We start from the raw sequence: 25,249 nt of genomic DNA, 5'->3' as shown, positions 1-25,249 counted from the left end.
GCTGATTGCCAGGATGTTGTCTCGGCTCGCGATCGAGCCACGTATCGATGTCGTATTCCCCGATGGTACATTGCAGTCGGTCGGGCAGGGTGCCGCGCCGCGTTTGCGGATGCGCATCGTCGATTCACCGACGGAACTGAAACTCGCGCTCAATCCCGAGCTCGCCCTCGGCGAGGCGGTGATGGATGGGCGCGTGGTCGTCGAGCAAGGCTCGCTCTACGACCTGCTCGACGCGCTGGTCGCAGCCATGCACCGGGCGCGCCCCAAGGGCTGGGGCAAGGTTCTGGAAGGCTTGCGCACGGCGGTTCGGCGCTTCCACCAGCACAACACGCCGGCGCTCGCCCGGCGCAATGTCGCGCATCACTACGATCTCAAGAGCGATTTCTTCCGGCTCTTCCTCGATCCGGACATGCAGTATTCCTGCGCCTATTTCGCCGAGCCCGGCATGACGCTCGCGCAAGCGCAGCTCGCCAAGAAGCGCCACATCATGGGCAAGCTCGATCTCCAGCCTGGCCAGCGCGTGCTCGACATCGGCTGTGGCTGGGGCGGCATGGCGCTGTCCATCGCCGGGGAGACCGGCGCCTCGGTCACCGGCATCACGCTCTCCGAAGAGCAACTCGCCATCGCCAGGCAGCGCGGCGCCGAAGCCGGCCTGCCGGTCGAGTTCCGCTTGCAGGACTATCGCCATCTGAACGAGCCCTTCGACCGCATCGTCTCGGTCGGCATGTTCGAGCATGTCGGCGTCGGCTTCTACCGCGACTACTTCCGCAAGATCCGGGAATTGCTCAGCGATGACGGCGTAGCGCTGGTCCACACCATCGGTCGTTCGTCACCGCCCGGCGCGACCAATCCCTTCATCGCCAAGTACATCTTCCCCGGCGGCTATATCCCCGCCATGTCGGAGGTGGCGGCGGCGGTCGAGCAGGAAGGGCTCGTGATCACCGATGTCGAGGTGCTGCGCCTGCACTATGCCGAGACACTGAAGATCTGGCGCGAGAACTTCCTCGCCCGGCGCGATGAGGCCGTCGCCATGTATGACGAGCGCTTCGCCCGGATGTGGGAATTCTATCTCGCCGCCTGCGAGGCGAGCTTCCGGCATGACGACCTCGTCGTCTTTCAGTTCCAGCTTGCCAAGAAGCTCGATGGTTTGCCGATCACGCGCGGCTATATCGCGGAGCGCGAGGGCGAGCTGGGGAAGGCGCTCTAGGCAAGCTCCAGGCTTGTCATTCCGGGTTCTTCGCTGTGCGAAGCCCCGGAATGACAACGATGGTTCAAGCCGGCTCCGGCCCGACATAGCGGGCGCGAGGTCGGATCAGGCGTCCGGTTTCGCCCTGCTCCAGCGCATGCGCGATCCAGCCGGCGCAGCGTGCGGCAGCGAATAATTGGAACGGCACGTCCGGCGCGAGCCCGAGTTCGTTCGCGATCGCCGTCAGCACGAAATCGATATTCGGCTCCTCGCCGGTCAGCGCCGTGACGGCCCGGCGCGTCTCCTCATAGGCTGGCGGTAGCGTGAAGGCCGTGAGCAGCGCACGAGCCCGAGCATCGCCATCGGGATAGAGCGGATGGCCGAAGCCGGGCAGGGGCATGCCGGTGGCAAGCCGCGCCGAGACCGCCATCTCGACGCCTTCGCTTGCGATCTCGCGCATCAGGCCGAGCACACGCGGCGTCATCCCGCCATGCAGCGGCCCCGACAATGTCGCGAGCCCGGCGAGGATGCTAGCGGCGAGCGAGGCGCGCGTCGAAGCCGCGACACGAACGGCAAAGGTCGAGGCGTTGAGCTCGTGATCGGCGAGCAGCACCAGCGCGCGACGGATCAGGTCGGCGCCGCGTTCGTCGCAGCCCCAGGCCTGTGCCAAACGGTGATGGATCGGCCCCTGTCCCGGCCGCCCGGCGATGGCGTCGACCAGCGAGTCGATGACGGAAGCCGCCTCCAGATAGAGCGCCTTCTTGGTACGGCCGGCCATGGCGGGATCGCTGGCGGCGCGCGCGGCGATCACGGCGAACATGCGCTGCCGCGGTGGCGCCTCCGGAACGATCGTGAACAGCGGCGGGAAGCGCTGCGAGCCGCAATCCCACAGCAGCCGCGCGACATCTTCCAGCTTCGCCGTCTCGGCCAGCACCTCGGCATCCTGCCCGCGATACCAGAGCTTGCCGCGCTGGATCGTGGCGATGCCGGAGGCCAGGATCGGCTCGCCGAAGGCGATCGCATCCTCGGCGATGGCGGCGGGCTTGCGCCCGCGCGCCTTGCGATGCTCCAGCCGGGCCACGTCCTCTGCCCGGTAGAGCCGCCGGCGCGAGTCGCCCGCATCGCCGCGCGCCTCGATCAGCCCGCGGCTGACATAGGCGTAGAGCGTCTGCGGCTTCAGCCCGAGCCGCTGCATTACCTGTTGTGCCGTCAGCCAGTCGGTCATGGCAAAATATATTGATTATATTGTTCAAGATTGATTCTACTGATGAAGCTATCAATCTTCAAGCCTCAGATGTTGAGGAGAACCCGCCATGTCCGATGGCCTTGAAGATGTCGTTGCCGCCCATACCGTGCTCTCGGAAGTCGATGGAGCGGCGGGCCGGCTGGTGATGCGCGGCCATAGTCTCGATGAGCTCGCGGGCCATACCTCCTTCGAGGAGATGGCCGCGCTGATGCTCGACGGCTTCGTGCCGGATCTGCCCGCCATGAAGGATCTGCCGGCGGCGCTCGGCGCGGCCCGGCAGGAGCTGTTCGCGACGGTGGTGCAGGAGGCCGTTATCCCCGTGACGCTCGGGCCGGTCGAGATGATCCGCGCGATGACGGCGCTGGTTCCTGACGGCGAGGATGTCGGCACGGTGTTGCGGCTTCTGGCGGCGCCCGCCGTGTTCACCGCCGCGTCGCTGCGCCTACGCCAAGGCCTAGCGCCGGTTGCGCCCGATCCGTCGCTGTCTCAGGCAGCCGATACGCTGCGCATGCTGACGGGCAAGGCGCCGACGAAGCAGCAGGCCGCCGCGCTCGACACCTATCTCGTCACGGTGGCCGATCACGGCCTTAACGCCTCGACCTTCGCCTCGCGCGTCGTCGCCTCGACCCGCGCCGGCCTGGTCTCGGCCGTGCTCGCCGGGATCGGTGCATTGAAGGGGCCGCTCCATGGCGGCGCGCCCGGTCCGGTGATCGAGATGCTCGATGCGATCGGCGCGCCCGGCAACGCCCGTACCTGGCTGGAAACCGCGCTCGATCGCGGCGACCGGCTGATGGGCTTCGGCCACCGCATCTATCGCGTGCGCGATCCGCGCGCCGATGCGCTGAAGGGCGCGATCCGCCGGCTCGGCGCCGATAGCGGGCGGCTCGCGCTGGCCGAGGCGGTCGAGCAGGCGGCGCTCGCCATCCTGCGCGAGCGCAAGCCGAACCGCACGCTGGAAACCAATGTCGAGTTCTACACGGCGCTGCTGCTGGAGGCGCTCGGCTTCTCGCCGGACAGCTTCACCTGCGTCTTTGCGCTCGGCCGTACGACGGGCTGGCTCGCCCATGCCAAGGAGCAGATCGCCGGCGGCCGCCTGATCCGTCCGCAATCGGTCTATGTCGGCCCGCAGCCGCGGCAGGCGGCCTAGCGCGTTGGTGCCAGCTTTACGACGAACAGCTCGCCGCCATTCCCGGCGGCGAGTTTTGCGGTCACCGGAGCTTGGAGCACGGCGCTGTCCCCGGCGGCCAGCGCCATGCCATTCACCAGCCAATCGCCCCGGCGCGCGACCAGAACCAGCAATCCGCGCTCGGCCGCAATCTCATACGCTCCGCCTGTCAGCCGCTCGACGCTGTGACTCCAGGCCCCGTGCCGGCTCATCACGTTGAGGTCGTCGATCGCTCCATCGACCAGCACGCCATCCACTGCCCGGTCGGCGGCGAAGAAGAACGGCGCGGTCGCGCGATCGAGCGCCACCGTCTCGCCATCACCGAAAGCCAGCCGAATGCCGTTGCCGGTCAGCACCGACAGGGTGCGATCAATGCCGTGGAAGGACGAGAACGGTCCGTCCTGCCCGACATGAGCCATTGAGATGCGCCAGTCGAAATCGCTCAGGGAGGCTCCCTCAGGAGAAACAGCGATCTCGGTCGTGGTGCCGCCGCCGTTCTTCCACGGCATGACCTTGCAATTGGCGGCGCGGATGATGCGCATGGCAGGCTCCTTCGAATTCATGCCGAACCCTTGTCATTCCGGGGCGCCCGAAGGGCGAACCCGGAACCCACGACTGGGTAGAACATCGTGGTTGGACAAGGCTCGCCCGGTCGTGGGTTCCGGGTTCTCCGCTGGCGCGGAGCCCCGGAATGACACGAGGGCTCAGCCCAGGATACCCGGCAGGTTGAGCCCCTTGTCGCGGGCGCAGTCCAGCGCGATGTCGTAGCCGGCGTCGGCATGGCGCATCACGCCGGTGGCCGGGTCGTTCCAGAGCACGCGCGCCAGGCGGGCAGCCGCGTCATCCGTGCCGTCGGCGCAGATCACGACACCCGAATGCTGCGAGAAGCCCATGCCGACGCCGCCCCCATGGTGCAGCGAGACCCAGGTCGCGCCCGACGCCGTGTTTAGCAGGGCGTTGAGCAGCGGCCAGTCGGAGACCGCGTCCGAGCCGTCCTTCATCGCTTCCGTCTCGCGGTTCGGCGAGGCGACCGAGCCGGAATCGAGATGGTCGCGGCCGATCACGACCGGCGCCTTGAGCTCGCCGTTCCTGACCATCTCGTTGAAGGCGAGGCCGAGGCGGTGACGGTCGCCGAGGCCGACCCAGCAGATGCGCGCCGGCACGCCCTGGAACGCGATGCGCTCGCGCGCCATGTCGAGCCAGTTATGCAGGTGCTTGTTGTCGGGCAGCAGCTCCTTCACCTTGGCGTCGGTCTTGTAGATGTCCTCAGGATCGCCCGAGAGGGCGGCCCAGCGGAACGGGCCGATCCCGCGGCAGAACAGCGGGCGGATATAGGCCGGCACGAAGCCCGGGAAGGCGAAGGCGTTCTCGAGACCCGCTTCCTTGGCGACCTGGCGGATGTTGTTGCCGTAGTCGAAGGTCGGGATGCCCATGTCCTGGAAGGCGATCATCGCCTCGACATGCTCGCGCATGGAGGCGCGGGCCGCGGTCTCGACGGACTTCGGGTTGGCCTCCCGCGCCTGCTTCCACTGGCCCATGGTCCAGCCCTTCGGCAGGTAGCCGTTGATCGGATCATGCGCCGAGGTCTGGTCGGTGACCATGTCGGGGCGGATGCCGCGGCGGACCATCTCGGGCAGGATCTCGGCGCAGTTGCCGAGCAGGCCGACCGACTTCGCCTCGCCTTTCTCAGTCCAGCGGGCGATCATCTCCAGCGCTTCGTCGAGCGTCTCGGCCTTCTCGTCGAGATAGCGGGTGCGCAGGCGGAAATCGATCGAGTCCGGGTTGCACTCGACGGCGAGGCAGGAAGCGCCGGCCATAACCGCGGCGAGCGGCTGGGCGCCGCCCATGCCGCCGAGGCCGCCGGTCAGGACCCATTTGCCCTTGAGGTTGCCGCCATAGTGCTGGCGGCCGGCCTCGACGAAGGTCTCGTAGGTGCCCTGCACGATGCCCTGGGTGCCGATATAGATCCAGGAGCCGGCCGTCATCTGGCCGTACATCGCGAGCCCCTTCTTATCGAGCTCGTTGAAATGGTCCCAGTTGGCCCAGTGCGGCACGAGGTTCGAGTTTGCGATCAGGACGCGCGGCGCATCCTTGTGGGTGCGGAACACGCCGACCGGCTTGCCGGACTGCACGAGCAGCGTCTCGTCGGCCTCGAGCTGGCGCAGCGTTTCGACGATGCGGTCGAAATCCTCCCAGGAACGGGCGGCGCGGCCGATGCCGCCATAGACCACGAGCTCCTGCGGGTTCTCGGCGACATCAGGATGCAGGTTGTTCATCAGCATGCGCAGCGGCGCCTCGGTCAGCCAGCTCTTGGCGCTGAGTTCGGTGCCGGTGGCGGGGCGGATGACGCGGGTATTGTCCAGGCGGGTCATGAGCGGCTCCGTTCGAGAGTCTTGGCCGCATCGAGGGCGGCGGCGATGATGGCGGACAAGGCGGTTTGCAAGGAAGCGGCCTTCGGTGCGTCGAAGGTCCAGGGCGCGTTCTCCTCGGAGAGATAGGCCGAGAGCGCGATTTCCATCTGGAGCGCGTGGACTTGGCTTGCGGGGCGCCCGTAATGGCGCGTGATCCAGCCACCCTTGAAGCGGCCATTGGCGATCTGGGTGAGCGGCTGGCCCGCCATCGCGGTGACGGCGGCAGCCTCGACACTCGATGCGCAGCTTTGGCCGGAATTCGTGCCGAGATTGAGCGTCGGCAGCGTGCCCTCGAACAGGCGCGGGATCACCGACTTGATCGAGTGACAGTCCCACAGCACGCAATAGCCGTGCTCGGCCTTCACCCGTTCGATCTCGTTGGCCAGCGCCGTGTGATAGGGCTGGAAATAGGCCGCCTTGCGCCGCTCGATCTCGGTGGCGTCCGGCCCGGTCTGCCAGATCGGCGCGCCGTCGAAGGTCGTTGTCGGCACGAGTTCGGTCGTCGCCTGGCCCGGATAGAGCGAGACGCCGGCCGGGTCGCGGTTGAGGTCGATGACGAAGCGCGAAAGCTGCGCTTCGACGATGCTCGGCGCGAACGGCACGGCGAAGCCGTAGAGCTGGCGCATGTGCCAGTCGGTATCCTCGACCAGCTTTCCGCGCGCGTTGAGCTGCGCCGCGACTTCTGGCGGAACGCCGGTGCCGGGATGCGGCATCGAGAGGATCAGCGGGGACGAGCCCCGCGTGACCGTGACGATGTCGGCGCTCATGCGCTGCACTCGGCGAAGCTGTCGAGGCCGGCCGCCTTGCCGACCGCGCCGGAGAGCACGAACTCGGTCGCGGCCGCGAGATCGGGCGCGAGATAGCGGTCCTCGGTCAGCGGCGCGATCTTGCTGCGCAGCAGGGCGAGCACCGGCTCCAGCCGCGGGCTGGTCTTGAGCGGGCGGTGATGCTCGATCGCTTCCGCCGCCGCCATCAATTCGACGCCGATGACGCTGGCGGCATTCTTCGCCATGTCGATCAGGCGGAAGGCGCCATGCGTCGCCATCGAGACATGGTCTTCCTGGTTGGCCGAGGTCGGGATGGTGTCGACCGAAGCCGGATACGCCTTCTGCTTGTTCTCGGAGGCGAGCGCGGCGGCGGTGACCTGTGCGATCATGAAGCCCGAGTTCAGGCCGGCATCACGGGCAAGGAAGGGCGGCAGGCCGCTCATGACGGGATCGACCAGAAGCGCCATGCGGCGCTCCGAGAGGTTGCCGATCTCGCAGACGGCCATGGCCAGGATGTCGGCGGCGAAGGCGACCGGCTCGGCGTGGAAATTGCCGCCCGAGACGATCTCGCCGGGGCCGAGCACCAGCGGGTTGTCGGTGACGGCATTGGCCTCGATGGTCAGCGTGGCGGCGGCGTTGCCGATGAGGTCGCGCACAGCGCCCATGACCTGCGGCTGGCAGCGCAGCGAATAGGGGTCCTGCACCTTGCTGTCGCCATGGCGATGGCTCTCGCGGATGGCGCTGCCGGCGATCAGGTCGAGCAGGATCTTGGCGACCTTGATCTGGCCCGGCTGGCCACGGAGATTCTGGATGCGCGGATCGAACGGGGTGTCGGAACCCTTCAGCGCGTCGACGGAGAGCGCGCCGGCGACGAGCGCGGCGTCGAAGACGCGGGCGATCGCAGCGAGGCCGGTCAGAGCCAGCGTGGTCGAGACTTGCGTGCCGTTGATCAGCGCGAGGCCTTCCTTGGCGCCGAGCGCCAGCGGAGCGAGGCCCGCGCGCTTCAGGGCGTCCGCCGCCGGCAAGGTCTCGCCCTTGAGGCGGATCTCGCCGAAGCCCATCAGGGCTGCGGTCATATGGGCGAGCGGGGCAAGGTCACCGGAGGCGCCGACCGAGCCCTTGGCCGGGATCACCGGCAGGGCATCGGCCTTGAGTGCGTTGGTCAGCGCTTCGATCACGACGGGCCGCACGCCGGAGGCGCCGCGCGCCAGGCTCGCCGCCTTCATCGCCAGCAGCATGCGCACCACGCCGTCGGGCAGGGCAGGGCCGGTGCCGACCGCGTGCGAGACGATCAGGTTGCTCTGGAGCTTGGCGAGATCGGCATCAGCGATGCGGACGCTGGCGAGCTTCCCGAAGCCGGTATTGACGCCATAGGTCACGGTGCCGGCGGCGACGATCTCTTCGACGATCTTCTGGCCGGAGGCGATGTTCCTGGCGCTATCGCCGCCGAGCGAGGCGACGGCGCCGTCGAGGATCGCGCGCCAGTCGGTGAGATGGGCTGCGCCCGGGTTTAGCGAAACCGTGGTCATTGTCCGTTCCAGATGCGGGTGTGAAGGGGATTGAAACCGATGCGGTAGGCGAGTTCTGCCGGGCGCTCGATCTCCCAGATGGCGAGATCGCAACGCTTGCCGGGCTCGATCGTGCCAACCTCGTCCTGGAGGCCGAGAGCCTTGGCGGCATGGCGGGTAAGACCCGCCAGCGCCTCTTCCGGCGTCATCCGGAAGAGCGTGCAGGCCATGTTGAGGACGAGCAAGGGCGAGGTCATCGGCGACGAGCCCGGATTGGCATCGGTCGCGAGCGCGATCGCCGCGCCATGCTTGCGCATCAGTTCGATCGGCGGCTTCTGCGTCTCGCGCAGGAAATAGAAGGCGCCGGGCAGCACGACCGCGACCGTGCCGGCTTTGGCCATGGCGATGACGCCGTCCTCGTCGAGATATTCGAGATGGTCGGCGGAGAGCGCGCCCATCTCGGCCGCCAGCTTCGCGCCATGCAGGTTGGAGAGCTGCTCGGCATGGACCTTGATCGCCAGGCCCTTGGCCTTGGCGGCCTCGAACACGGCCTTGGTCTCGTCCGGCGAGAAGGCGATACCCTCGCAGAAGACGTCGACGGCATCGGCCAGCCCCTCGGCCGCGACGGCATCGAGCATCGGTCCTGCGACGAGCGCGGCGTAGTCGCCCGAACGGCCCTTGTATTCCGGCGGCACGGCATGGGCGCCGAGGAAGGTGGTGCGGACAGTGACGGGCCGCTCGCGGCCGATCCGGCGCGCGACGCGCAATTGCTTGAGTTCCGCCTGCTGCTCCAGCCCGTAGCCGGACTTGATCTCGACGGTGGTGACGCCCTCGGCCAGCAGCGCGGCGAGGCGCCGGTCGGCGGAGGCGAAGAGCGCATCCTCGCTCGCCTCGCGCGTTGCCTTGACGGTGGAGAGGATGCCGCCGCCGGCCCGCGCGATCTCCTCATAGGTCGCGCCCTGGAGACGAAGCTCGAACTCATGCGCCCGGTCGCCGCCATAGACGAGATGGGTGTGGCAATCGATCAGTCCGGGCGTGATCCAGCGCCCCGCGCAATCGACGGTCTCGGCGGCCTGGAAGGCGGGCGCCTCATCGCGCGGCCCTGCATAGACGATGCGCCCGTCGTGGGCCGCGATCACGCCATCCTCGATCGCTCCATAGGGGGTATCGACCGTCGGCGACATCGTCGCCAGCCGCGCATTCGTCCAGAGCTTGTCGCAAGCCAGCGTCTCACCAGGCGCTTTCGCCACCGTGCGTCCTCCCGCTACTCTTTGATGTGAAGCCATGCTATCTAATTGCATATGCAATTGGCAAGTGTTATTTGCATATGTAATTAGACGCCAGCGAGCGACGGAGCGAAACGGTGACCGAGACCCTGCATCTGGCCGAGGCTCTTCTGCCCGAAGGTTTTGCCAGCGATGTGAAGCTGACCGTCACTGAGGGGGCGATCGTTTCCGTCGAGGCGGGGGTGAAGCCGACGGGAGATGTCCGTAGCTTCTCAGGCATCGCGCTGCCGGGCATGCCGAACCTGCACAGCCACGCCTTCCAGCGCGGCATGGCCGGCCTCTCCGAGCGTCGCGGCGCTCCGGAGGATTCCTTCTGGACCTGGCGCGAGGTGATGTACCGCTTCCTCGACCGGCTCGATCCCGACGATGTGCAGGCGATCGCCGCGCAGGCCTTCGTCGAGATGCTGGAGGGCGGCTTCACCGCGCTCGCGGAGTTCCACTATCTCCACCACGACAAGGATGGCCGCGCCTACGCGAATATCGCGACGATGGGGCAGGCGATCGCGTCGGCCGCGCAGGAAACCGGGCTCGGCCTCACGCTGCTTCCGGTACTCTACCGCTTCGGCAATTTCGGGCAGGCGCCTTCGGTCCACGGCCAGCGCCGCTTCGTCAACGAGCGCGACGCCTATCAGCGCCTGCTCGAAGGCAGCCTTGCCGCGATCCGCGATCTGCCGGACGCGCGGCTCGGCGTCGCCCCGCATTCGCTGCGCGCAGTTGCACTCGACGATCTCGGCTGGGTCTCGTCGCTGCGCCCGAACGATCCCGTGCATATCCATGTCGCCGAGCAGGTGCCCGAGGTCGAGGCCAGCCTGAAGATCACCGGCAAGCGCCCGGTCGAATTGCTGATGGACGCGATCCCGCTCGACAAGCGCTGGTGCCTGATCCATGCGACGCATCTGAGCGATGCCGAGCGTGACGGCATCGCCCGCAGCGGCGCGGTCGCCGGTCTCTGCCCGATCACCGAGTCGAGCCTCGGCGATGGCATCTTCGACGGCATCCGTTATGCGCAGTCCGGGGGCGCCTATGGCGTCGGCAGCGATTCCAACATCCAGATCGATGCGGGCTCGGAACTGCGGCAGCTCGAGTACTCGCAGCGCCTGCGCGACCGTCGCCGCGCGCTTTTCGCGGAGGAGAAGGCCTCGACCGGTCTCGCGCTCTGGCAGGCGGCCTGCGCCGGCGGCGCGCGCGCCTGCGGCCGTGCCATCGGCGCCATTGCGCCCGGCCATCGCGCCGATTTCATCACGCTCGACACCGATCATCCGGCCCTCGTCGGCAGGTCGGGTGCCGAGGCTGTCGACAGCGCGATCTTCGCCGCCAACGCGATGCCTTTGCGCGATGCCGTCGTCGGTGGCAGGAGGGTGGTGGCCGAGGGGCGTCATGTCGCCCGCGATTCGGTGCGCACGCGCTTCGCCGGCGTGATGCGGCGCCTGCTCGCAGCCGAATGATCAGGGACGACGATGACGGAGACCCGGCTCGACGCGGTGAAACTGGACGGTGCCGGGCCGGTCTATGACCAGATCCGGCGCGCGATCCGCGATCTCGTCGTCAGCGGGGAATGGCCGCCGGGCACGAGCGTGCCGCCCGAGCATGCATTGATGGAGCAGCTCGGCGCCTCGCGCATGACCGTGCATCGCGCGCTCGTCCAGCTTGCCCGCGAGGGTTTGATCGTCCGCCGCCGCCGCTCGGGGACCGTGGTCGCCACGCCACCGGCGAGCCACGCCATGCTCGACATCCTGTCGATCCCGGAAGAGGTGCGCCAGCTCGGCCAGGCCTACGCCTATGAGGTGCTGGCGCGCACCGATGGCCGGCCTTCGCCGGAGGTGGCCGAGCTCTTCGGCCTGAAGCGTTCGGACAGGATCGCGCATCTCCTCGTCCTGCACCGCGCCGACGGCAAGCCGCATGTGCTGGAGGAGCGCGTTATCCACGCGGCCGGCGTGACCGGCCTTGCGGATGAGGATTTCGCCGCGACCCCGCCGGGCGACTGGCTGTTGCAGCACAGCCTCTGGTCGCAGGCCGAGCATGCGATCAGCGCGATCGGGGCAGGGGACGAGCAGGCCGCCTTGCTCGAGATCGCGGTTGGAGAGCCCTGCCTGCTGGTCGAGCGGCGAACCTGGAACCAGTCGCAGCCGGTGACGGCCGTGCGTCTGCTCTATCCCGGCTTCCGTCACCGCTTCGTCGGGCGCTTCGGGCCATATGGGGCGGCCTGAGGGCTGGGCGCGCCACGCCATCGCGTACAAATGAAAAGGCCCGCCGGTCAGGCGGGCCTTTGTAGGGTTGCTGTTACCTCAGCAATCGTAGACGAAGCGGCGGCCCCATTCGTCCCGCCCGTAACAGCTTTGACGCGTCGCGGCGCCACCGATGATCGCGCCGCTCGCGCCACCGATTGCAGCACCGGCCAGCGCGCCGCCGGCACGTCCTGTCGCAGCGCCGCCGATGATGGCGCCGGCGCCCGCACCGATCAGCGCGCCCGTGCCGGCATTCTGCTCGCGCGCCGTGCAGGCGCCGAGAGCAGCGCCCAGCGCCGCGACGAGCATAAGCTTCTTGATGATCATGACCTCTCCTCCTCCGTGAGATGACGAGTCGCTCGCAGCAGCAAACAGCGCCGGACGGCTAAGGTTCCGCCGGTTTGTGAGCCACGAGCGGCCTTTTCGCCGGTCCTCCGTTTTGGAGACGGGTTTTGTGTCCGCACGAAGGCCGCGAAAATTCGCGATGCGCCGGAACCTATCGCTGCAGCGCCGGTTGGAAAGGCAAGGGCCGCCGGATGACGGGTTCTCCGGCATCGCATCGCGAGACAAGGGGGAAGACCATGACCGATGTTCCCATGACAGCCAGCACGACCGCCAACCCGCTGATCGCGGGTGCACGCGTCGCCGGCACCGATGTCTACAACGCCGGCGGCGACCATCTCGGTGAGATCTACGACGTGATGCTCGACAAGCTGACCGGCAAGGTCGCCTACGCGATCATGTCCTTCGGCGGCTTTCTCGGACTGGGCGAGAAATACCATCCGATCCCGTGGAGCGTCCTCGACTACGACACGCAGCGCGGCGGCTATGTCGTGCCGCTGACCAAGGAACAGCTCGAGGCGGCGCCCATGTATGACAGCGAGGGCGAGCCCGACTGGGACGACAAGGCTTATGGCAAGCGTGTCCACGACTACTACGGCACGATGCCCTACTGGATGATGTAGCGGCGAAGCGTTTCGGAGCGAATTCGATGTCGGTTCGCGGGCAGAGCCTAAGGTCCGTGCCAGCGAATGCGCAATAAATCGAAGATTTGAATCGGTTCCGTGTTTCAGGGAAACGTGGAGCCGATCAGGGCGCAAGTCGCGGCGGTTGCTATCCCCCCAGCCGAACCGTCGTGGCGGCGGGATGCGGGCCGAAAGGCCCGCATCTTCTTTTTGAGGTGTTCGAGAAATACCCGAATTTTGCGGCTGATCGATCATTTTTCGTCAATCCACGGGAACAGTAGAGCCCCTTGGCGCGTCTCATCGCTGGGGGATTTCGACACCCGACGATCCGCAGCGGCGAGTCCGCGTAGCGGTCCGGCCCTCACATCAGGAGAAGGCGAGATGCGCATCCGCTACGGCTATCGGATCGAGTTGGTCTGTGCCCATGACATGCCCTTGATCACGCTGCTCGACGTGCACCCGTCGCGCCGGCACGATCTGACGGCGCCGGACGAGATGAAGCTGACCGCTCTGGCCGATCCCTCTCTGGCGATCGCGATGACGCAGGATCTCGATGCGTTCGGCAATATTCGTCGACGCATGATCGCGCCATCCGGCGGCATCCGCCTGGAATCGCAAGGCGTTGTCCATGATTCCGGTGAGCCCGATATCATCAACCCGGCCGCCCGCGAGGTTTCGCCGTCGCGTCTCCCCGACTCGGCGCTCGTCTATCTGCTGGGCAGCCGCTATTGCGAGACCGACAAGCTCTACGATCAGGCCTGGGGCCTGTTCGGACAGATCCAGCCGGGCTGGTCGCGGGTGCAGGCGATCGTCGACTTCGTCCACAATCACCTGAGCTTCGGCTATCATTACGCGCGCAACACCCGCACGGCCGCCGAAGCCTTCGAAGAGCGGATCGGAGTCTGTCGCGACTTCGCACATCTCGCGATCACGCTCTGCCGCTGCATGAACATCCCGGCGCGCTACTGCAACGGCTATCTCGGCGATATCGGCGTGCCCGCTAATCCGGCGCCGATGGATTTCAACGCCTGGTTCGAGGTCTTCCTCGGCGGGCGCTGGCACACCTTCGATGCCCGCCATAACGAGCCGCGCATCGGCCGCATCGTCATCGCGCGTGGCCGCGACGCGACCGATGTCGCGATGATCAGCTCCTTCGGCGCGCATACGCTGCAGCGTTTCGAGGTCGTCACCGAAGAGGTCGAGGAGGTGCCGATGCCGCTGATGCCGCGGATGCCGGAACAGTTCGACGCCCGCCCGGCCGCTGCGTAAGCGCTCTTGCGCGTGGTCGAGCGCCACCCATCTACCCCAGCACCATGCGCTACACCGTCATCGTCAATGCCCGTGCCGGCACGGTTCTCGAAGCCGGTGCCGATGCTTTCGCCACGCGGCTGGAGGCGGCCTTCGCCGCCCATGGCTGTGGCGCGGATGTCCGTCTCGTACCTCCGCGCGAGATCGACGACGCGCTCTCGCTCGCGATCGAGGACAGCCATGCGATGCCGGTCCTGGCCGGCGGTGACGGCACGATCAACGGCGCCCTGCCGGTCCTGATCCAGGCCGATCGCCCGATCGGCATCCTGCCGATGGGAACAGTGAATGTGCTTGGCCGCGATCTCGGCCTGTTCGGCACGCTCGAGCAGCAGGTTGCGGCGCTTTGTGGGGGGGAGCCGGTCGAGATGGATGTCGGCCGGGTCAACGACCGCCTGTTCCACTCGATCTCTGGCATGGGCTTTTTCAGCCTGATGGCGCGCGAGCGTGAATATGCCCGCCGCCGCTTTCCCTTCAGCCGCGCCGCCGCCTTCGGCATCGCCGCGACGCGCTCGATCCTGTTCACCCGGCCGGTCACGCTCGACATCGCCGTCGGCGGCGATCATCGCATCGTCGAGGCTGATGCCGTGCTCGTCACCGTCAACCGCTTCGAGGGGGCGGACTGGCGCCGCCCGCAACTCGACGAAGGCGTCTTCGAGGTTCATGTCCTGAATGCCGGCGGACTCTATTCGCGCGGCAAGGCGGCGCTCTCGGTGGTCTCGGGCCACTGGCGCGACTCGCACAACCTGACCTCCTTCACCGGCGATGCCGTGACGTTGACCCGGCGCGACAAGCGGCGCGGCCACATCACCTTCGACGGCGAGGTCGAGCGCAAGGCCGGCCCGTTGCGCTACGGCCTGTTGCCCAAGGCTTTGCGGGTGATCGCCGCACGCCCCGCCAGTCATTGAGCGAAGCCGGATCATGGCGGCAGAACGCCGCCTGTTCGATCCCGGCCCATCTCGGATAACCTCCTGTCCGACCCCTCCCGGAGACCGCCTTTCTTGCCCCAGTCTCGTATCCTGGTTCCCGCTGTCGCCGCCTTGGTTTTCCTCGGGCTCGCGCTGCTGATCGTTTCCGGGCGCAGCTTCGCTCTCGACACCACGCTGATCATGCTGTTCCGCGATGCGGCCAATCCCGCGATTCCGATCGGGCCGGCCTGGTTCCAGGAGGCGGTGCGCGACATGACGGCGCTCGGCAGCTTCGTCGGCCTGTTCTTCATGGCGCTGACGGCGACGCTGGCGCTCTGGCTCTGCGGCTACCGCCGTCTCGCGATCGGGCTCGTCGTCAGCCTCGTTGCCGCCTTCCTGGCGAGCACCGGCCTGAAGATCGCGATCGCCCGCGAGCGGCCCGATATCGTCGAGCATGCCGCCCTGACCTTCACCGCCAGCTTCCCGAGCGGCCACGCCTTCCTCTCGGCCGTGACATTGCTGACCATCGCCGGCTTCGTCGGTCTCGCTTCGCGGCGGGCCGATATCGCCCGCTTCTGCATGGTCATGGCCGTGGTCATGGTCGGCCTGATCGGGCTGAGTCGCGTCTATCTCGGCGTGCACTGGCCCTCCGACGTGCTCGGTGGCTGGGCCCTCGGCATTGTCTGGTCTAGCGTCGCGACGGCCTGGCTCGGCCGCAAGATGGTGGAAGCCGATCCAGCCTGACCCGGGAGGGTTCAGCGCATGTCGATCGTTGCGTTGACGCCGAGATCGGGCGTGCGGCCGAGGATCTTGGCGGTCGCCAGCTTGAACGCGACGAGCATGCTGCTCGACGGCCCGTCCCAGATTTCGGCCGATGTTGGCGTCAGCGCGAGCAGGGTCGCGTCGGGATCATCCGGCCCGTTCGGGAACCAGGCGCTGGCGATCGGCGTCCAGACCTGCCGCAGCGTCTCGCGGCTCGGGACCTCGGAGGCCGAGCAGGAGATCGCCGCGTAGAAATTGCGGTCTTCATGGCTGATCGCGACGCCGACGGAAGGCGAACGCAGGGCCGCTCCGATGATGCCGGTATGCCGGTGGGTGATGAAGAGCAGGCGGTGATGATCACGGTCGAGATGCCCTGACATCGGCCGTGTCCTGATGTCGCCCTCTGCGACGAGCGAGACCATGTAGACGGGGTGCGCGGCCAGCGCGGCCCAGATGCGTTCCTGCAGTTCGGTGTCTGGCATGGCAACCTCCTGCCGGTGCGATCCTGTCACGGCCGGTCCCACGTGGAAACCAGCCTGTGCGTCATGGCAACGCCGCGCGTGAGGCAACGTTCCGCGCGCTGCGGGGAACATCGCGACCCGGCCTGCGTTGGGATTGGGCTCGCGGCTCCGCCGCCATATCGGGAATGCTCCATGGCTCTATCGCGTAATCTCCTGGCCGTGCTGGTCCTCATCCTCGTCGCTGCCCTCGCCGTGACCGGCTATTCGCTCTACCAGGAGAAGAAGCAGCCTGATGGCATCGAGATCTCGGTCGGCAAGAACGGTTTGTCGATCAAGGAGAAGTAGTCCCCAGCCATGGTCCGCGATGCGGCTGCGGGAGAGCCGGCTGGGCAAAGGGCATTGGCCTTGCCGGCCCAAAGGCGCTAACACCCGAACCACGAACCTGTGTCGTGGGAGAACAAGATGAACGCGCCCTTCAAGAACCTCATCGCCGGCGAATGGGCCGGCGGCGCCAATGCCTCGCGCAACATCAATCCCTCGAACACCAACGACGTCGTCGGCGAGTACACGCAAGGCTCGGTCGAGGACCTGAACAACGCGGTCGCCGCCGCCAAGGCCGCCTTCCCGGCCTGGAGCCGCTCCACCCCGCAGGAGCGCTACGATATCCTGAAGAAGGCCTCCGACGAGATCCTCGCCCGCAAGGACGAGCTCGGCCGGCTGCTCTCGCGGGAAGAGGGCAAGACGCTTGGCGAGGGCATCGGCGAAGCCACCCGCGCCGGCCAGGTCTTCGCCTTCTTCGCCGGCGAGTGCCTGCGACTCGGCGGTGAGATGGTCCCCTCGGTGCGCCCCGGCGTCGGTGTCGAGATCACCCGCGAGGCGGTCGGCATCGTCGGCATGATCACGCCCTGGAACTTCCCGATCGCGATCCCCGCCTGGAAGATTGCGCCTGCGCTCGCCTGGGGCAATTGCGTCGTCCTGAAGCCCGCCGATCTCGTGCCGGGCTCGGCCTGGGCACTGGTCGACATCCTGCAGCGTGCGGGCCTGCCCAAGGGTGCGCTCAACCTCGTCATGGGCCGCGGCTCGGTCGTCGGCCAGGCGCTGCTCGAGCATAAGGCCGTCTCGGCGATCTCCTTCACCGGCTCGGTCGGCACCGGTCGCAAGGTTGCGGCTGCCTGCATCGCCGGCAATCCGATGAAGAAGGTCCAGCTCGAGATGGGCGGCAAGAACCCGCTCGTCGTGCTCGACGACGCCGACCTGAAGGTCGCTGTCGAGGTGGCCGTCAACGGCGCCTTCTTCTCGACCGGCCAGCGCTGCACGGCCTCCTCGCGCCTGATCGTCCAGGCCGGCATCCACGACAAATTCGTCGAGGCCTGCATCGAGCGCCTGAAGACCGTCGTCGTCGACGATGCGCTGAAGGCCGGTACCCATATCGGCCCGGTCGTCGACCAGAGCCAGCTCGATCAGGACCTGAAATACATCCAGATCGCCAAGGACGAGGGCGGCAAGCTGGTCTTCGGCGGCGAACTTCTGAAGCGCGACACCCCCGGCTTCTATCTCGCGCCGGCGCTGTTCACCGAGACGACCAATGCCATGCGCATCTCGCGCGAGGAGGTCTTCGGCCCGGTCGCCAACATCGTCCGCGTCAAGGACTATGACGAGGCGCTGGCTGTCGCCAACGACACCGAGTTCGGACTTTCCTCCGGCATCTGCACGACCTCGCTCAAGCACGCGACGCATTTCAAGCGTAACAGCGAGGCCGGCATGGTGATGGTCAACCTGCCGACGGCGGGCGTCGACTATCATGTGCCGTTTGGCGGCCGGAAGGGCTCCAGCTACGGCCCGCGCGAGCAGGGCGCCTACGCCAAGGAGTTCTACACCACGGTCAAGACGGCCTACACGCTGGCCTGAGGCTTCGCCGTCATTGCGAGCGTAGCGAAGCAATCCAGGGGCAGCAGAGCTCTACGTCCCCTTGGATTGCTTCGTCGCTTCGCTCCTCGCAATGACGGTTCAGGTTGGCAAAGGCGCCTTCAGCCGACCGGGACCACGTCCACGGCGACGCCGACCTTCTGCGTGCCCGGCCCGATCACCACGCCGTCGAGTGGCGCGACATCGGTATAGTCGCGGCCGAAGGCGGTGACGATATGGTCGTCCGCCACGATCAGGTCATTGGTGGGATCGAGCCCGACCCAGCCGATTTCCGGCCCGCACCACAGCATCGCCCAGGCATGGCTGGCATCGGCGCCTTCGAGGCGCTTCTGGCCCGGCGGCGGGATGGTGCGGATATAGCCGGAGACGTAAGCCGCCGGCAGGCCGAGCCCCCTGAGACCGGCGATCATGATGTGCGCGAAATCCTGGCAGACGCCGTGGCGCTGGTCGAAAGCCTCCGCCAGTGGCGTCGTCACCTCCGTCGCCTCGGGATCGTAGACGAAATCGCGCCTGATCCGGGTCATCAGGTCGCAGGCGGCCTCCAGCACCGGGCGCCCCGCGGCGAAGCTCGACCGCGCATAATCGACCACGGCCGGAACATGCGGCACGAGCCGGCTCGGATAGAGGTGATGCGCCGGCGAATCCGGCTGGAGGCTCCGTGAATCGAGCGCCAGCGTCGCGACATCCTCCCAGTTCCGCGTCAGCCCGGCATGGGGCGGAGGTGGCCGGTCGACCTCGATCCGCGCGCGCATCTCGAGTTTCAGCTCGCGATGCGGCTTGGTGATGGTGATCGTGGTCATGTGGTTGCCGAAGAAGCAGATGCCGTCATTGCGCTCGGCCGGGCGCGGCGTGATCAGCAACTCGCTCTTGAGCACGCGTTGGCCCGCCCCGTCGCGCGGCAAGAGCCGGAGGATGCAGCGCGAAAAGGGCACCGGCCGGCTATAGCCGTAGGTCGTGACGTGGCGCAGCTCGTAGATCACGCGATGCTCGTCATCCGCGAGCCTTCGGGGCCGCTGTTCTGCAGGAAATAGCGATCGGCGATCGCGCCGGAGAGCCCCATCAGCAACTGCTCGAACAGGAGGATGCTGGTCCGGTCGAGCCGGCTCGCCTCCATCGTCCGGCAATCGGCCGCGAGCCGCAGCACCAGCCGGCGCGGCGCTTCCAGCATGCCGTCATCGGTGAGCGTCGGCAGGTTGGCGATCTCGGTGTCCAACCGCTCGACCTGGAAGGCGACGGAGCGCGGATTGTAGGGGTCCAGCATCACCAGGTCGAGCACCGGCTGCAGGCTGGCGCCGAGCAGATAGCGCGAGCGATAGGTGATCTGCGAATCCGTCAGGTCAAGCAGGGCGTCGAGATTGTCGCCGGAGGCGTTGCTGTCCGCGAGTTGCCGGGCGAAGCGGCAGGTCGCGATGCCGCGCTCCAGGCGACGGCCGATATCGAGGAAACGCCAGCCATTGCCGCGCACCATGTTCTCCTGGCCGAGGCCGGAGAAGGCGGCGAGCGATTTCAGCGCGCGGTCGGCGATCTCATAGGCCTCGCCCTCGCTCGGCTTGCGGCCCTCCTCGGGATCGAGCTGGTGCTGCAGGTCGCCGAACAGCCGCCAGGCATCGACGGAGAGGCGTTCGCGGATGACCGAAGCGGTGCGCCGCGCCTCGCGCAGCGAGGCGGCGGCCGAGCCGTAATCGTCGAGGCTGTAGATCGCGGCATAGGCCTGTGCCGCCGGCGTCCGCTTCTCCTGCCCACCGGGGGCGGCTCCCGAGGCCACGAGCATGCCGGCGAGCTGGCGCACCGTGTCGCTGCGCCCCGGCGCGGGATCGGGATCGATCAGGCGGCCGAGCAGCGCGCGCACGAGGCGTAAGGTGGCCTCGCCGCGCTCCAGATAGCGCCCGAGCCAGAACAGGTTGTCGGCCGCCCGGCTCGGCAAGGTGCCGGTGACGCGGCGGATGCTGACCCGGTCCGGCGTCGGCAGCAGGCTGACCTGCGCGACCGGCTCCTCCGAAGTGACCCAGACATCGCTGGAGCGCACGCCGTTGCGCATGCTGACCGCGCGGGCATCGGGTTCGTCCGAGATGCGGCAGAAGCCGCCGGGCATCACCTTCCAGCCATCCGGCGTCGCCGCGGCGAAGACGCGCAGCGTCATCGGGTGCGGTTCGAGCCGGCCGTTCTGGAAGACCGGCATGGTCGAGAGCCGGACGACCTCCTGCCCGACATAGTCCATGCCGCGCGCCTCGATACGGCCGCGCAGGGCCGCGCGCTCCGCCTCCGGCAATTCCCCGGCGACGACCTGCGTCGAGTCCGCTCCGTTGCCGGCGCCGCGGAAGGCCGGCGCGATGCTCATTTCGCCGAGCCGGTCGAGCACGGTCTGGCGTTCCTGCGGTTGGCCGCACCACCAGGTCGCGATATTCGGCAGGATCAGATCCTGGCCGAGCACCTGCCGGGCGAGCGCCGGCAGGAAGCCCATCAGGGCGCGGGCCTCGACGACGCCGGAGCCGAGCCCGTTGGCGACATGGACCTGCCCCTGCCGAACGGCCTCGACCAGCCCGGCAACGCCGAGCGCCGAGCCGGAATTGAGTTCCAGCGGATCGGCGAAATCGCCGTCGATGCGCCGCCAGATCACGTCGGCACGCTTCAGGCCGGCGATGGTGCGGACATGCACTCGGCCCTCGCGCATCAGCAGGTCGCCGCCCTCGACCAGCAGGAAGCCGAGATAGCGCGCGAGATAGGCCTGCTCGAAATAGCTTTCGTTGAGCGAGCCGGGCGTCAGCAGCGCGATGCGCGGCTCGACGCGCTTCGAGCGCGCGACCAGACCGGCACGGAAGCTCTGGAAGAAGGCCGCCAGCCGCTCGATATTCATGTTGCGGAACATGTCGGGGAAGGCGCGCGCCAGCGCCAGCCGATTCTCCAGCGCGTAGCCGGTTCCGGACGGTGCCTGCGTGCGATCCTGCAAAACCCACCAGCGCCCATCCGGACCGCGGCCGAGATCGGCGGCATAGAGCTGGAGCGTGCCACCACCCGCGATGCCATGAAGCGGGCGCAAGTAATCGGGGCTGCCGGTGACGACAGCGGCGGGTAGGTGGCCCCCCGCGATCAGCTCGCCCGGCCCGTAGATATCGTCGAGCACGGTCGAAAGCAGTTCGGCGCGCTGCGTCACGCCGGCGGCGATCGCCTGCCATTCCGTCTCGGGGATGACGAGGGGCACATGCGAGAGCGGCCAGGCGCGTTCGCCGACGCCGGGATCGCGCTCGTCAATATCGCCATGGACGCGATAGGACACGCCGGTATCGCGCACATGCCGGTCGGCGAGCCCGAAGCGCTGCGTCAGCTCCGAAGGCGACAGCGCGCACCAGGCCGAGAGAAACGGCTCCCAATGCGAGCGCACTTGGCCGTTCTCGTCGATGAACTCGTCGAAGACACCCGGTAGCGGGCGATAGCCGGCGAGCAGCGCGGCGCGCCGCTCGGCCCTGCTGCGTCCCGATCGGGTGCGACCCTGCACCGACATGCTTCGCTCTAAATCCCTGCCGGGCGCCTCAAATCCAGCGTGAGCGGGAATTCGGCGCTGCGTTCTTCCGGCGGAATCGCCAGAGGGCCTGGACTATGCCCGATCGCCTCGAAACGTGCGAGCCGTCTTGCCTCCGCCTCGTAGGAATTGACCGGGGGTGTCTCGTAATTGCGCCCCCCGGGATGGGCGACATGATAGACGCAGCCGCCGAGCGAGCGGCCGGACCAGAGATCGACGATGTCGAAGGTCAGGGGCGCATGCACGGGGATCGTCGGATGCAGGCCGGACGCCGGCTGCCACGCCTTGAAGCGCACCGCCGCGACCGCCTCGCCGGAGGTGCTGGTCGCGGTCATCGGCAGGCGGCGGCCGTTACAGGTCACGAGATGGCGACCCGGCACCAGCCCGGTCGCCTTGACCTGCAGGCGCTCGATCGAGGAATCGACATAGCGCACCGTGCCGCCGATCGCGCCTTCCTCGCCCATGACATGCCAGGGCTCGAGCGCCTGCCGGATTTCGATCTCGACGCCGCCATGCGCGACCTTGCCGAAGAAGGGGAAACGGAACTCGGCCTGCGCCTCGAACCAGACGGGGTCGAAGGCATAGCCGGCCCGCTGGAGGTCGCCGAGCACGTCCTTGAAATCCTGCCAGACCATCTCCGGCAGCATGAAGCGGTCATGCAGAGCGGTACCCCATCGGACCAGCTTGCCGTCCAGCGGTTCGCGCCAGAACCAGGCGATCAGCGCACGCAGCAGCAATTGCTGGGCAAGCGACATCCGCGCATCCGGCGGCATTTCGAAGCCGCGGAACTCGACGAGCCCGAGCCTGCCGGTTGGTCCGTCCGGCGAATAGAGCTTGTCGATGCAGATTTCGGTGCGGTGCGTGTTGCCGGAGACGTCAACCAGGAGATTGCGGAACAGCCGGTCGACCAGCCAGAGCGGGATCGGCGCCTCGCCGGGCCCGGGCACCTGCGCCAGCGCGATCTCCAGCTCGTAGAGCTGATCCTGCCGGGCCTCGTCGATGCGCGGGGCCTGGCTGGTCGGGCCGATGAACAGGCCTGAGAACAGGTAGGAGAGAGCGGGGTGCCGGTTCCAGTAGAGGATGATGCTCTTGAGCAGATCCGGCCGGCGCAGGAAGGGCGAGTCGGCCGGCGTCACGCCGCCAAGCACGACATGGTTGCCGCCGCCGGTGCCGGTATGACGGCCGTCGACCATGAATTTCTCGGCACAGAGCCGCGCCAGCCGCGCCTCCTCGTAGACGCCCTGCGTGATCGCCGCAGCCTCGCGCCATTCCGTCGCCGGGTGGATATTGACCTCGATCACGCCGGGATCGGGCGTGACCTTGATCACGTCGAGGCGCGGGTCGAAGGGCGGCGCATAGCCCTCGATATGCACGGGCTGGCCGAACTCCTCCGCCACCGCCTCGACCGAGGCGACGAGGTCGAGATAATCCTCCAGCCGCTCGACCGGGGGCAGGAAGACGCAGAGCACGTTATCGCGGATTTCGAGGCTGAGCGCTGTGCGGACATGATCGCCGCCGATCTCCTGCTCGCGCCGGTCCTGGACCGGCCCTGAGGCGGTGGCCTGCGCTTCCACGCTCATCTGCGCCGGGCCGGGCCGCTCCTCCGTGGAGGTCGGTTCCGCAGGACGCGCCTCGGGATGATCGGTCCAGCTTGCTCCGGCCGGTCCCGCCGCCGCCAAAGGCGGGCGCGGCTCCAGCGGGTCCTGCGGATGGATATGCGGATACTCGGCCTTGGGCACGACCGGCAGCGTGCCCAGCGGCAAGCGGTAGCCGACCGGCGAGTCGCCCGGCACAAGGAAGAGCTTGCCGCGGCGTAAGCGCCATTTCTCCGAGCGCCAGCGGCGGTCGCTCGCGCCCGCCTGCCAGCGCTGAACCGGGATGACATAGCCGCGCGGATTGCCGAGGCCGAGCTCGAAGACGCGTGCCATCCGCGAGCGCTCCTCCGGATCGGAGAGGCGCGAATCGAGTGGATCGACATTGTCGGGAAGCTGCGCCTCCTTGAGCAGCCAGACACCGGTATCCTCATAGGCCGGCACCACATAATCGGCGCCGAGCCCGAGCTTCTCGGACAGCCCCTGCGCCAAGGCTTCGGCATCGCGAATGGTGGCGCTGATCTCCAGCTCGCGGTCCCCGCCGGTCTGGGCTTCCGGCTCGCGGGCGATCAGGTCGGCATTGCGCCAGATCGGCTCGCCGTCGCGGCGCCAGTACAGAGCGAAGGCCCAGCGCGGCAGGGTTTCGCCCGGATACCATTTGCCCTGGCCGTAATGCAGCATCCCGCCCGGGGCGAAGCGCTGGCGCAGCCGCCGGATCAGCGTGTCGGCCCGCTGGCGCTTGGTCGGCCCGACCGCGGCGATGTTCCATTCCGCGCCGGTCTGGTCGTCGATCGAGACGAAGGTCGGCTCGCCGCCCATGGTGAGGCGGACATCCTGCGCCTTGAGATCGGCCTCGACGGTCTCGCCGAGCGCATCGAGTTCGCCCCAGGAGGCATCGGAGAAGGGCAGGGTGATGCGCGGCACCTCGTGCACGCGCGTTACGCTCATCTGGAAGTCGAAACTGGTCTCGGCATAGCTCGCCACGCCCGAGACCGGCGCAGCCGAGCGGTAATGCGCCGTCGCGGCCAGCGGCAGGTGGCCCTCTCCGGTGAGCAGGCCCGAGGTCGGGTCGAGCCCGACCCAGCCGGCGCCGGGGATATAGACCTCGGCCCAGGCATGCAGGTCGGTGAAATCCTTGTCCGTCCCGCGCGGGCCTTCGAGCGGGTCGATATCCGCCTTCATCTGGATCAGGTAGCCGGAGACGAAACGTGCTGCGAGACCGAGATGCCGGAGCGCCTGGACCAGGAGCCAGCTCGTGTCGCGGCAGGAGCCAGATCCGATCGACAGCGTGTGCTCCGGCTCCTGCACGCCCGGCTCCATCCGGATGCCGTAGGCGATGCGCTGTTGCAGGCGGGCGTTGAGGTCGACGATGAAGTTGACCGTGTTCATCGGCTCGCGCGGCAATTCGGCGAGGAAGGCTTCAAGCAGCGGGCCGGCCGGCTCCGTCACCAGATAGGGTGAGAGTTCCTCGGTCTGCTCTGGCGTATAGGCGAAGGGGAAGTTCTCGGCCTGCGTCTCGACGAAGAAGTCGAAGGGATTGATGATCGACAGTTCGGTGACGACATCGACCTCGATCCGGAACTCGGTCACCGGCTCCGGGAAGACATAGCGCGCCAGCCAGTTGCCGGCCGGGTCCTGCTGCCAGTTCACGAAATGCTGGGCCGGCGTCACCTTCAGCGAATAGCTCTCGATCGCGGCGCGACAATGCGGCGCCGGCCGCAGGCGCACGATCTGCGGCCCGAGCGTGACTGGCCGGTCGTAGCGGTAATGCGTGACATGGTTCAGCGCGGCGATGATGGCCAAGTTTCGCCCCCTAATCCCAGGCGAGCGCCGCCTGTAACGTCAGGTTAGCCGGGCGGTTGACGCGCGCAAGGCATCGCCAGCGCCCGGATGGCCTCATGACCCGGCTTCGCTGCTCAAGAGATGTGCAAAATGAGCCGTTCCGCCCTTTCCATGGCCGTTGGTCGACTGGACAGCCGCACCGGACTGGTTGCAGATAGCGCCCAACGGGCGGACAGC

At 67.7% G+C, this 25,249-nt stretch carries 21 protein-coding genes; 10 read left to right on the top strand and 11 right to left on the bottom strand.

All coding sequences use genetic code 11. The features are described from left to right. The first annotated feature begins 13 nt into the window (after nucleotides 1–13). Nucleotides 14–1,207, top strand: a complete 1,194-nt coding sequence (locus AC6RIC_RS21260) for a class I SAM-dependent methyltransferase (RefSeq protein WP_499733806.1) — start codon at nucleotides 14–16, stop codon at nucleotides 1,205–1,207. A 64-nt stretch (nucleotides 1,208–1,271) separates the two neighbouring features. Here AC6RIC_RS21260 and AC6RIC_RS21255 read toward each other — a convergent pair whose 3' ends face one another. Further along, a complete protein-coding gene (locus AC6RIC_RS21255) occupies nucleotides 1,272–2,411 on the bottom strand; it encodes a citrate synthase family protein (RefSeq protein WP_499733805.1) in 1,140 nt (379 codons plus the stop codon). 88 nt (nucleotides 2,412–2,499) lie between these two features. On the opposite strand from AC6RIC_RS21255, the gene AC6RIC_RS21250 reads away from it, so the two are divergent. Next, the gene (locus AC6RIC_RS21250) at nucleotides 2,500–3,579 is read left to right on the top strand and encodes a citrate synthase/methylcitrate synthase (RefSeq protein WP_499733804.1); all 1,080 of its coding nucleotides are present in this window, start codon (nucleotides 2,500–2,502) and stop codon (nucleotides 3,577–3,579) included. Here the strand turns inward: AC6RIC_RS21250 and AC6RIC_RS21245 are convergent. The 5 genes from AC6RIC_RS21245 to hutI form a co-directional block, all read right to left on the bottom strand. Further along, complete coding sequence (locus AC6RIC_RS21245) at nucleotides 3,576–4,139, bottom strand: HutD/Ves family protein (RefSeq protein ID WP_499733803.1); 564 nt, start codon at nucleotides 4,137–4,139, stop codon at nucleotides 3,576–3,578. The genes AC6RIC_RS21250 and AC6RIC_RS21245 overlap by 4 nt on opposite strands. A gap of 162 nt (nucleotides 4,140–4,301) precedes the next feature. Further along, nucleotides 4,302–5,969 (bottom strand): urocanate hydratase, encoded by a 1,668-nt coding sequence (gene hutU, locus AC6RIC_RS21240; RefSeq protein ID WP_499733802.1) that lies wholly within the window; start codon nucleotides 5,967–5,969, stop codon nucleotides 4,302–4,304. Continuing rightward, the gene (gene hutG, locus AC6RIC_RS21235) at nucleotides 5,966–6,775 is read right to left on the bottom strand and encodes an N-formylglutamate deformylase (RefSeq protein ID WP_499733801.1); all 810 of its coding nucleotides are present in this window, start codon (nucleotides 6,773–6,775) and stop codon (nucleotides 5,966–5,968) included. The genes hutU and hutG overlap by 4 nt, the downstream gene beginning before the upstream one ends. Next, nucleotides 6,772–8,304 (bottom strand): histidine ammonia-lyase, encoded by a 1,533-nt coding sequence (hutH, locus tag AC6RIC_RS21230; protein WP_499733800.1) that lies wholly within the window; start codon nucleotides 8,302–8,304, stop codon nucleotides 6,772–6,774. The genes hutG and hutH overlap by 4 nt, the downstream gene beginning before the upstream one ends. Continuing rightward, the gene (gene hutI, locus AC6RIC_RS21225; protein WP_499736640.1) at nucleotides 8,301–9,509 is read right to left on the bottom strand and encodes an imidazolonepropionase; all 1,209 of its coding nucleotides are present in this window, start codon (nucleotides 9,507–9,509) and stop codon (nucleotides 8,301–8,303) included. The genes hutH and hutI overlap by 4 nt, the downstream gene beginning before the upstream one ends. A gap of 137 nt (nucleotides 9,510–9,646) precedes the next feature. Between hutI and AC6RIC_RS21220 the strand changes: the two genes are divergently transcribed. Beyond that, the gene (locus AC6RIC_RS21220; protein WP_499733799.1) at nucleotides 9,647–11,014 is read left to right on the top strand and encodes a formimidoylglutamate deiminase; all 1,368 of its coding nucleotides are present in this window, start codon (nucleotides 9,647–9,649) and stop codon (nucleotides 11,012–11,014) included. 12 nt (nucleotides 11,015–11,026) lie between these two features. Next, the gene (gene hutC, locus AC6RIC_RS21215; RefSeq protein WP_499733798.1) at nucleotides 11,027–11,776 is read left to right on the top strand and encodes a histidine utilization transcriptional repressor HutC; all 750 of its coding nucleotides are present in this window, start codon (nucleotides 11,027–11,029) and stop codon (nucleotides 11,774–11,776) included. Nucleotides 11,777–11,854: 78 nt separating this feature from the next. On the opposite strand, the gene AC6RIC_RS21210 is transcribed toward hutC, so the two are convergent. Then, complete coding sequence (locus AC6RIC_RS21210; RefSeq protein WP_454657997.1) at nucleotides 11,855–12,121, bottom strand: YMGG-like glycine zipper-containing protein; 267 nt, start codon at nucleotides 12,119–12,121, stop codon at nucleotides 11,855–11,857. Nucleotides 12,122–12,375: 254 nt separating this feature from the next. On the opposite strand from AC6RIC_RS21210, the gene AC6RIC_RS21205 reads away from it, so the two are divergent. From AC6RIC_RS21205 to AC6RIC_RS21190, 4 genes are all read left to right on the top strand, one after another. Continuing rightward, on the top strand, nucleotides 12,376–12,759 hold the full coding sequence (locus AC6RIC_RS21205; protein ID WP_454657996.1) for a PRC-barrel domain-containing protein: 384 nt from the start codon (nucleotides 12,376–12,378) through the stop codon (nucleotides 12,757–12,759). 381 nt (nucleotides 12,760–13,140) lie between these two features. Further along, the gene (locus tag AC6RIC_RS21200) at nucleotides 13,141–14,028 is read left to right on the top strand and encodes a transglutaminase-like domain-containing protein (RefSeq protein ID WP_499736639.1); all 888 of its coding nucleotides are present in this window, start codon (nucleotides 13,141–13,143) and stop codon (nucleotides 14,026–14,028) included. 44 nt (nucleotides 14,029–14,072) lie between these two features. Then, on the top strand, nucleotides 14,073–14,972 hold the full coding sequence (locus AC6RIC_RS21195; protein WP_499733797.1) for a diacylglycerol/lipid kinase family protein: 900 nt from the start codon (nucleotides 14,073–14,075) through the stop codon (nucleotides 14,970–14,972). Nucleotides 14,973–15,065: 93 nt separating this feature from the next. Continuing rightward, complete coding sequence (locus tag AC6RIC_RS21190; RefSeq protein WP_499733796.1) at nucleotides 15,066–15,716, top strand: phosphatase PAP2 family protein; 651 nt, start codon at nucleotides 15,066–15,068, stop codon at nucleotides 15,714–15,716. 11 nt (nucleotides 15,717–15,727) lie between these two features. On the opposite strand, the gene AC6RIC_RS21185 is transcribed toward AC6RIC_RS21190, so the two are convergent. Then, nucleotides 15,728–16,216, bottom strand: a complete 489-nt coding sequence (locus AC6RIC_RS21185) for a pyridoxamine 5'-phosphate oxidase family protein (protein ID WP_454657992.1) — start codon at nucleotides 16,214–16,216, stop codon at nucleotides 15,728–15,730. 171 nt (nucleotides 16,217–16,387) lie between these two features. Between AC6RIC_RS21185 and AC6RIC_RS21180 the strand changes: the two genes are divergently transcribed. Continuing rightward, a complete protein-coding gene (locus tag AC6RIC_RS21180; protein ID WP_499733795.1) occupies nucleotides 16,388–16,540 on the top strand; it encodes a hypothetical protein in 153 nt (50 codons plus the stop codon). Between the two features lie 117 nt (nucleotides 16,541–16,657). After that, a complete protein-coding gene (locus tag AC6RIC_RS21175; protein ID WP_499733794.1) occupies nucleotides 16,658–18,103 on the top strand; it encodes an aldehyde dehydrogenase family protein in 1,446 nt (481 codons plus the stop codon). Nucleotides 18,104–18,222: 119 nt separating this feature from the next. Here the strand turns inward: AC6RIC_RS21175 and AC6RIC_RS21170 are convergent, their stop codons facing one another. The 3 genes from AC6RIC_RS21170 to AC6RIC_RS21160 are packed head-to-tail and all read right to left on the bottom strand — an operon-like array spanning nucleotide 18,223 to nucleotide 25,033. Further along, nucleotides 18,223–19,101 (bottom strand): transglutaminase family protein, encoded by an 879-nt coding sequence (locus tag AC6RIC_RS21170; RefSeq protein WP_454657989.1) that lies wholly within the window; start codon nucleotides 19,099–19,101, stop codon nucleotides 18,223–18,225. Further along, the gene (locus AC6RIC_RS21165; RefSeq protein ID WP_499733793.1) at nucleotides 19,098–21,620 is read right to left on the bottom strand and encodes a circularly permuted type 2 ATP-grasp protein; all 2,523 of its coding nucleotides are present in this window, start codon (nucleotides 21,618–21,620) and stop codon (nucleotides 19,098–19,100) included. The genes AC6RIC_RS21170 and AC6RIC_RS21165 overlap by 4 nt, the downstream gene beginning before the upstream one ends. A gap of 8 nt (nucleotides 21,621–21,628) precedes the next feature. Further along, nucleotides 21,629–25,033 (bottom strand): transglutaminase family protein, encoded by a 3,405-nt coding sequence (locus tag AC6RIC_RS21160; RefSeq protein ID WP_499733792.1) that lies wholly within the window; start codon nucleotides 25,031–25,033, stop codon nucleotides 21,629–21,631. Nucleotides 25,034–25,249 lie beyond the last annotated feature (216 nt).

It is taken from the genome of Allobosea sp. TBD101 (assembly GCF_059817965.1).
The sequence above is the reverse complement of the archived record's forward strand: the minus strand, read 5'-3'. Positions and strand labels throughout refer to the sequence as shown.

Coding starts and splice junctions, on each gene's coding strand:
- hutG (WP_499733801.1), bottom strand. CDS start 6,775: ATGAGCGCCGACATCGTCACGGTCACGCGGGGCTCGTCCCCGCTGATC.
- AC6RIC_RS21210 (WP_454657997.1), bottom strand. CDS start 12,121: ATGATCATCAAGAAGCTTATGCTCGTCGCGGCGCTGGGCGCTGCTCTC.
- hutU (WP_499733802.1), bottom strand. CDS start 5,969: ATGACCCGCCTGGACAATACCCGCGTCATCCGCCCCGCCACCGGCACC.
- AC6RIC_RS21200 (WP_499736639.1), top strand. CDS start 13,141: ATGCGCATCCGCTACGGCTATCGGATCGAGTTGGTCTGTGCCCATGAC.
- AC6RIC_RS21260 (WP_499733806.1), top strand. CDS start 14: ATGTTGTCTCGGCTCGCGATCGAGCCACGTATCGATGTCGTATTCCCC.
- hutH (WP_499733800.1), bottom strand. CDS start 8,304: ATGACCACGGTTTCGCTAAACCCGGGCGCAGCCCATCTCACCGACTGG.
- AC6RIC_RS21185 (WP_454657992.1), bottom strand. CDS start 16,216: ATGCCAGACACCGAACTGCAGGAACGCATCTGGGCCGCGCTGGCCGCG.
- hutC (WP_499733798.1), top strand. CDS start 11,027: ATGACGGAGACCCGGCTCGACGCGGTGAAACTGGACGGTGCCGGGCCG.
- AC6RIC_RS21165 (WP_499733793.1), bottom strand. CDS start 21,620: ATGTCGGTGCAGGGTCGCACCCGATCGGGACGCAGCAGGGCCGAGCGG.
- AC6RIC_RS21245 (WP_499733803.1), bottom strand. CDS start 4,139: ATGCGCATCATCCGCGCCGCCAATTGCAAGGTCATGCCGTGGAAGAAC.
- AC6RIC_RS21175 (WP_499733794.1), top strand. CDS start 16,658: ATGAACGCGCCCTTCAAGAACCTCATCGCCGGCGAATGGGCCGGCGGC.
- AC6RIC_RS21205 (WP_454657996.1), top strand. CDS start 12,376: ATGACCGATGTTCCCATGACAGCCAGCACGACCGCCAACCCGCTGATC.
- AC6RIC_RS21195 (WP_499733797.1), top strand. CDS start 14,073: ATGCGCTACACCGTCATCGTCAATGCCCGTGCCGGCACGGTTCTCGAA.
- AC6RIC_RS21255 (WP_499733805.1), bottom strand. CDS start 2,411: ATGACCGACTGGCTGACGGCACAACAGGTAATGCAGCGGCTCGGGCTG.
- AC6RIC_RS21250 (WP_499733804.1), top strand. CDS start 2,500: ATGTCCGATGGCCTTGAAGATGTCGTTGCCGCCCATACCGTGCTCTCG.
- AC6RIC_RS21180 (WP_499733795.1), top strand. CDS start 16,388: ATGGCTCTATCGCGTAATCTCCTGGCCGTGCTGGTCCTCATCCTCGTC.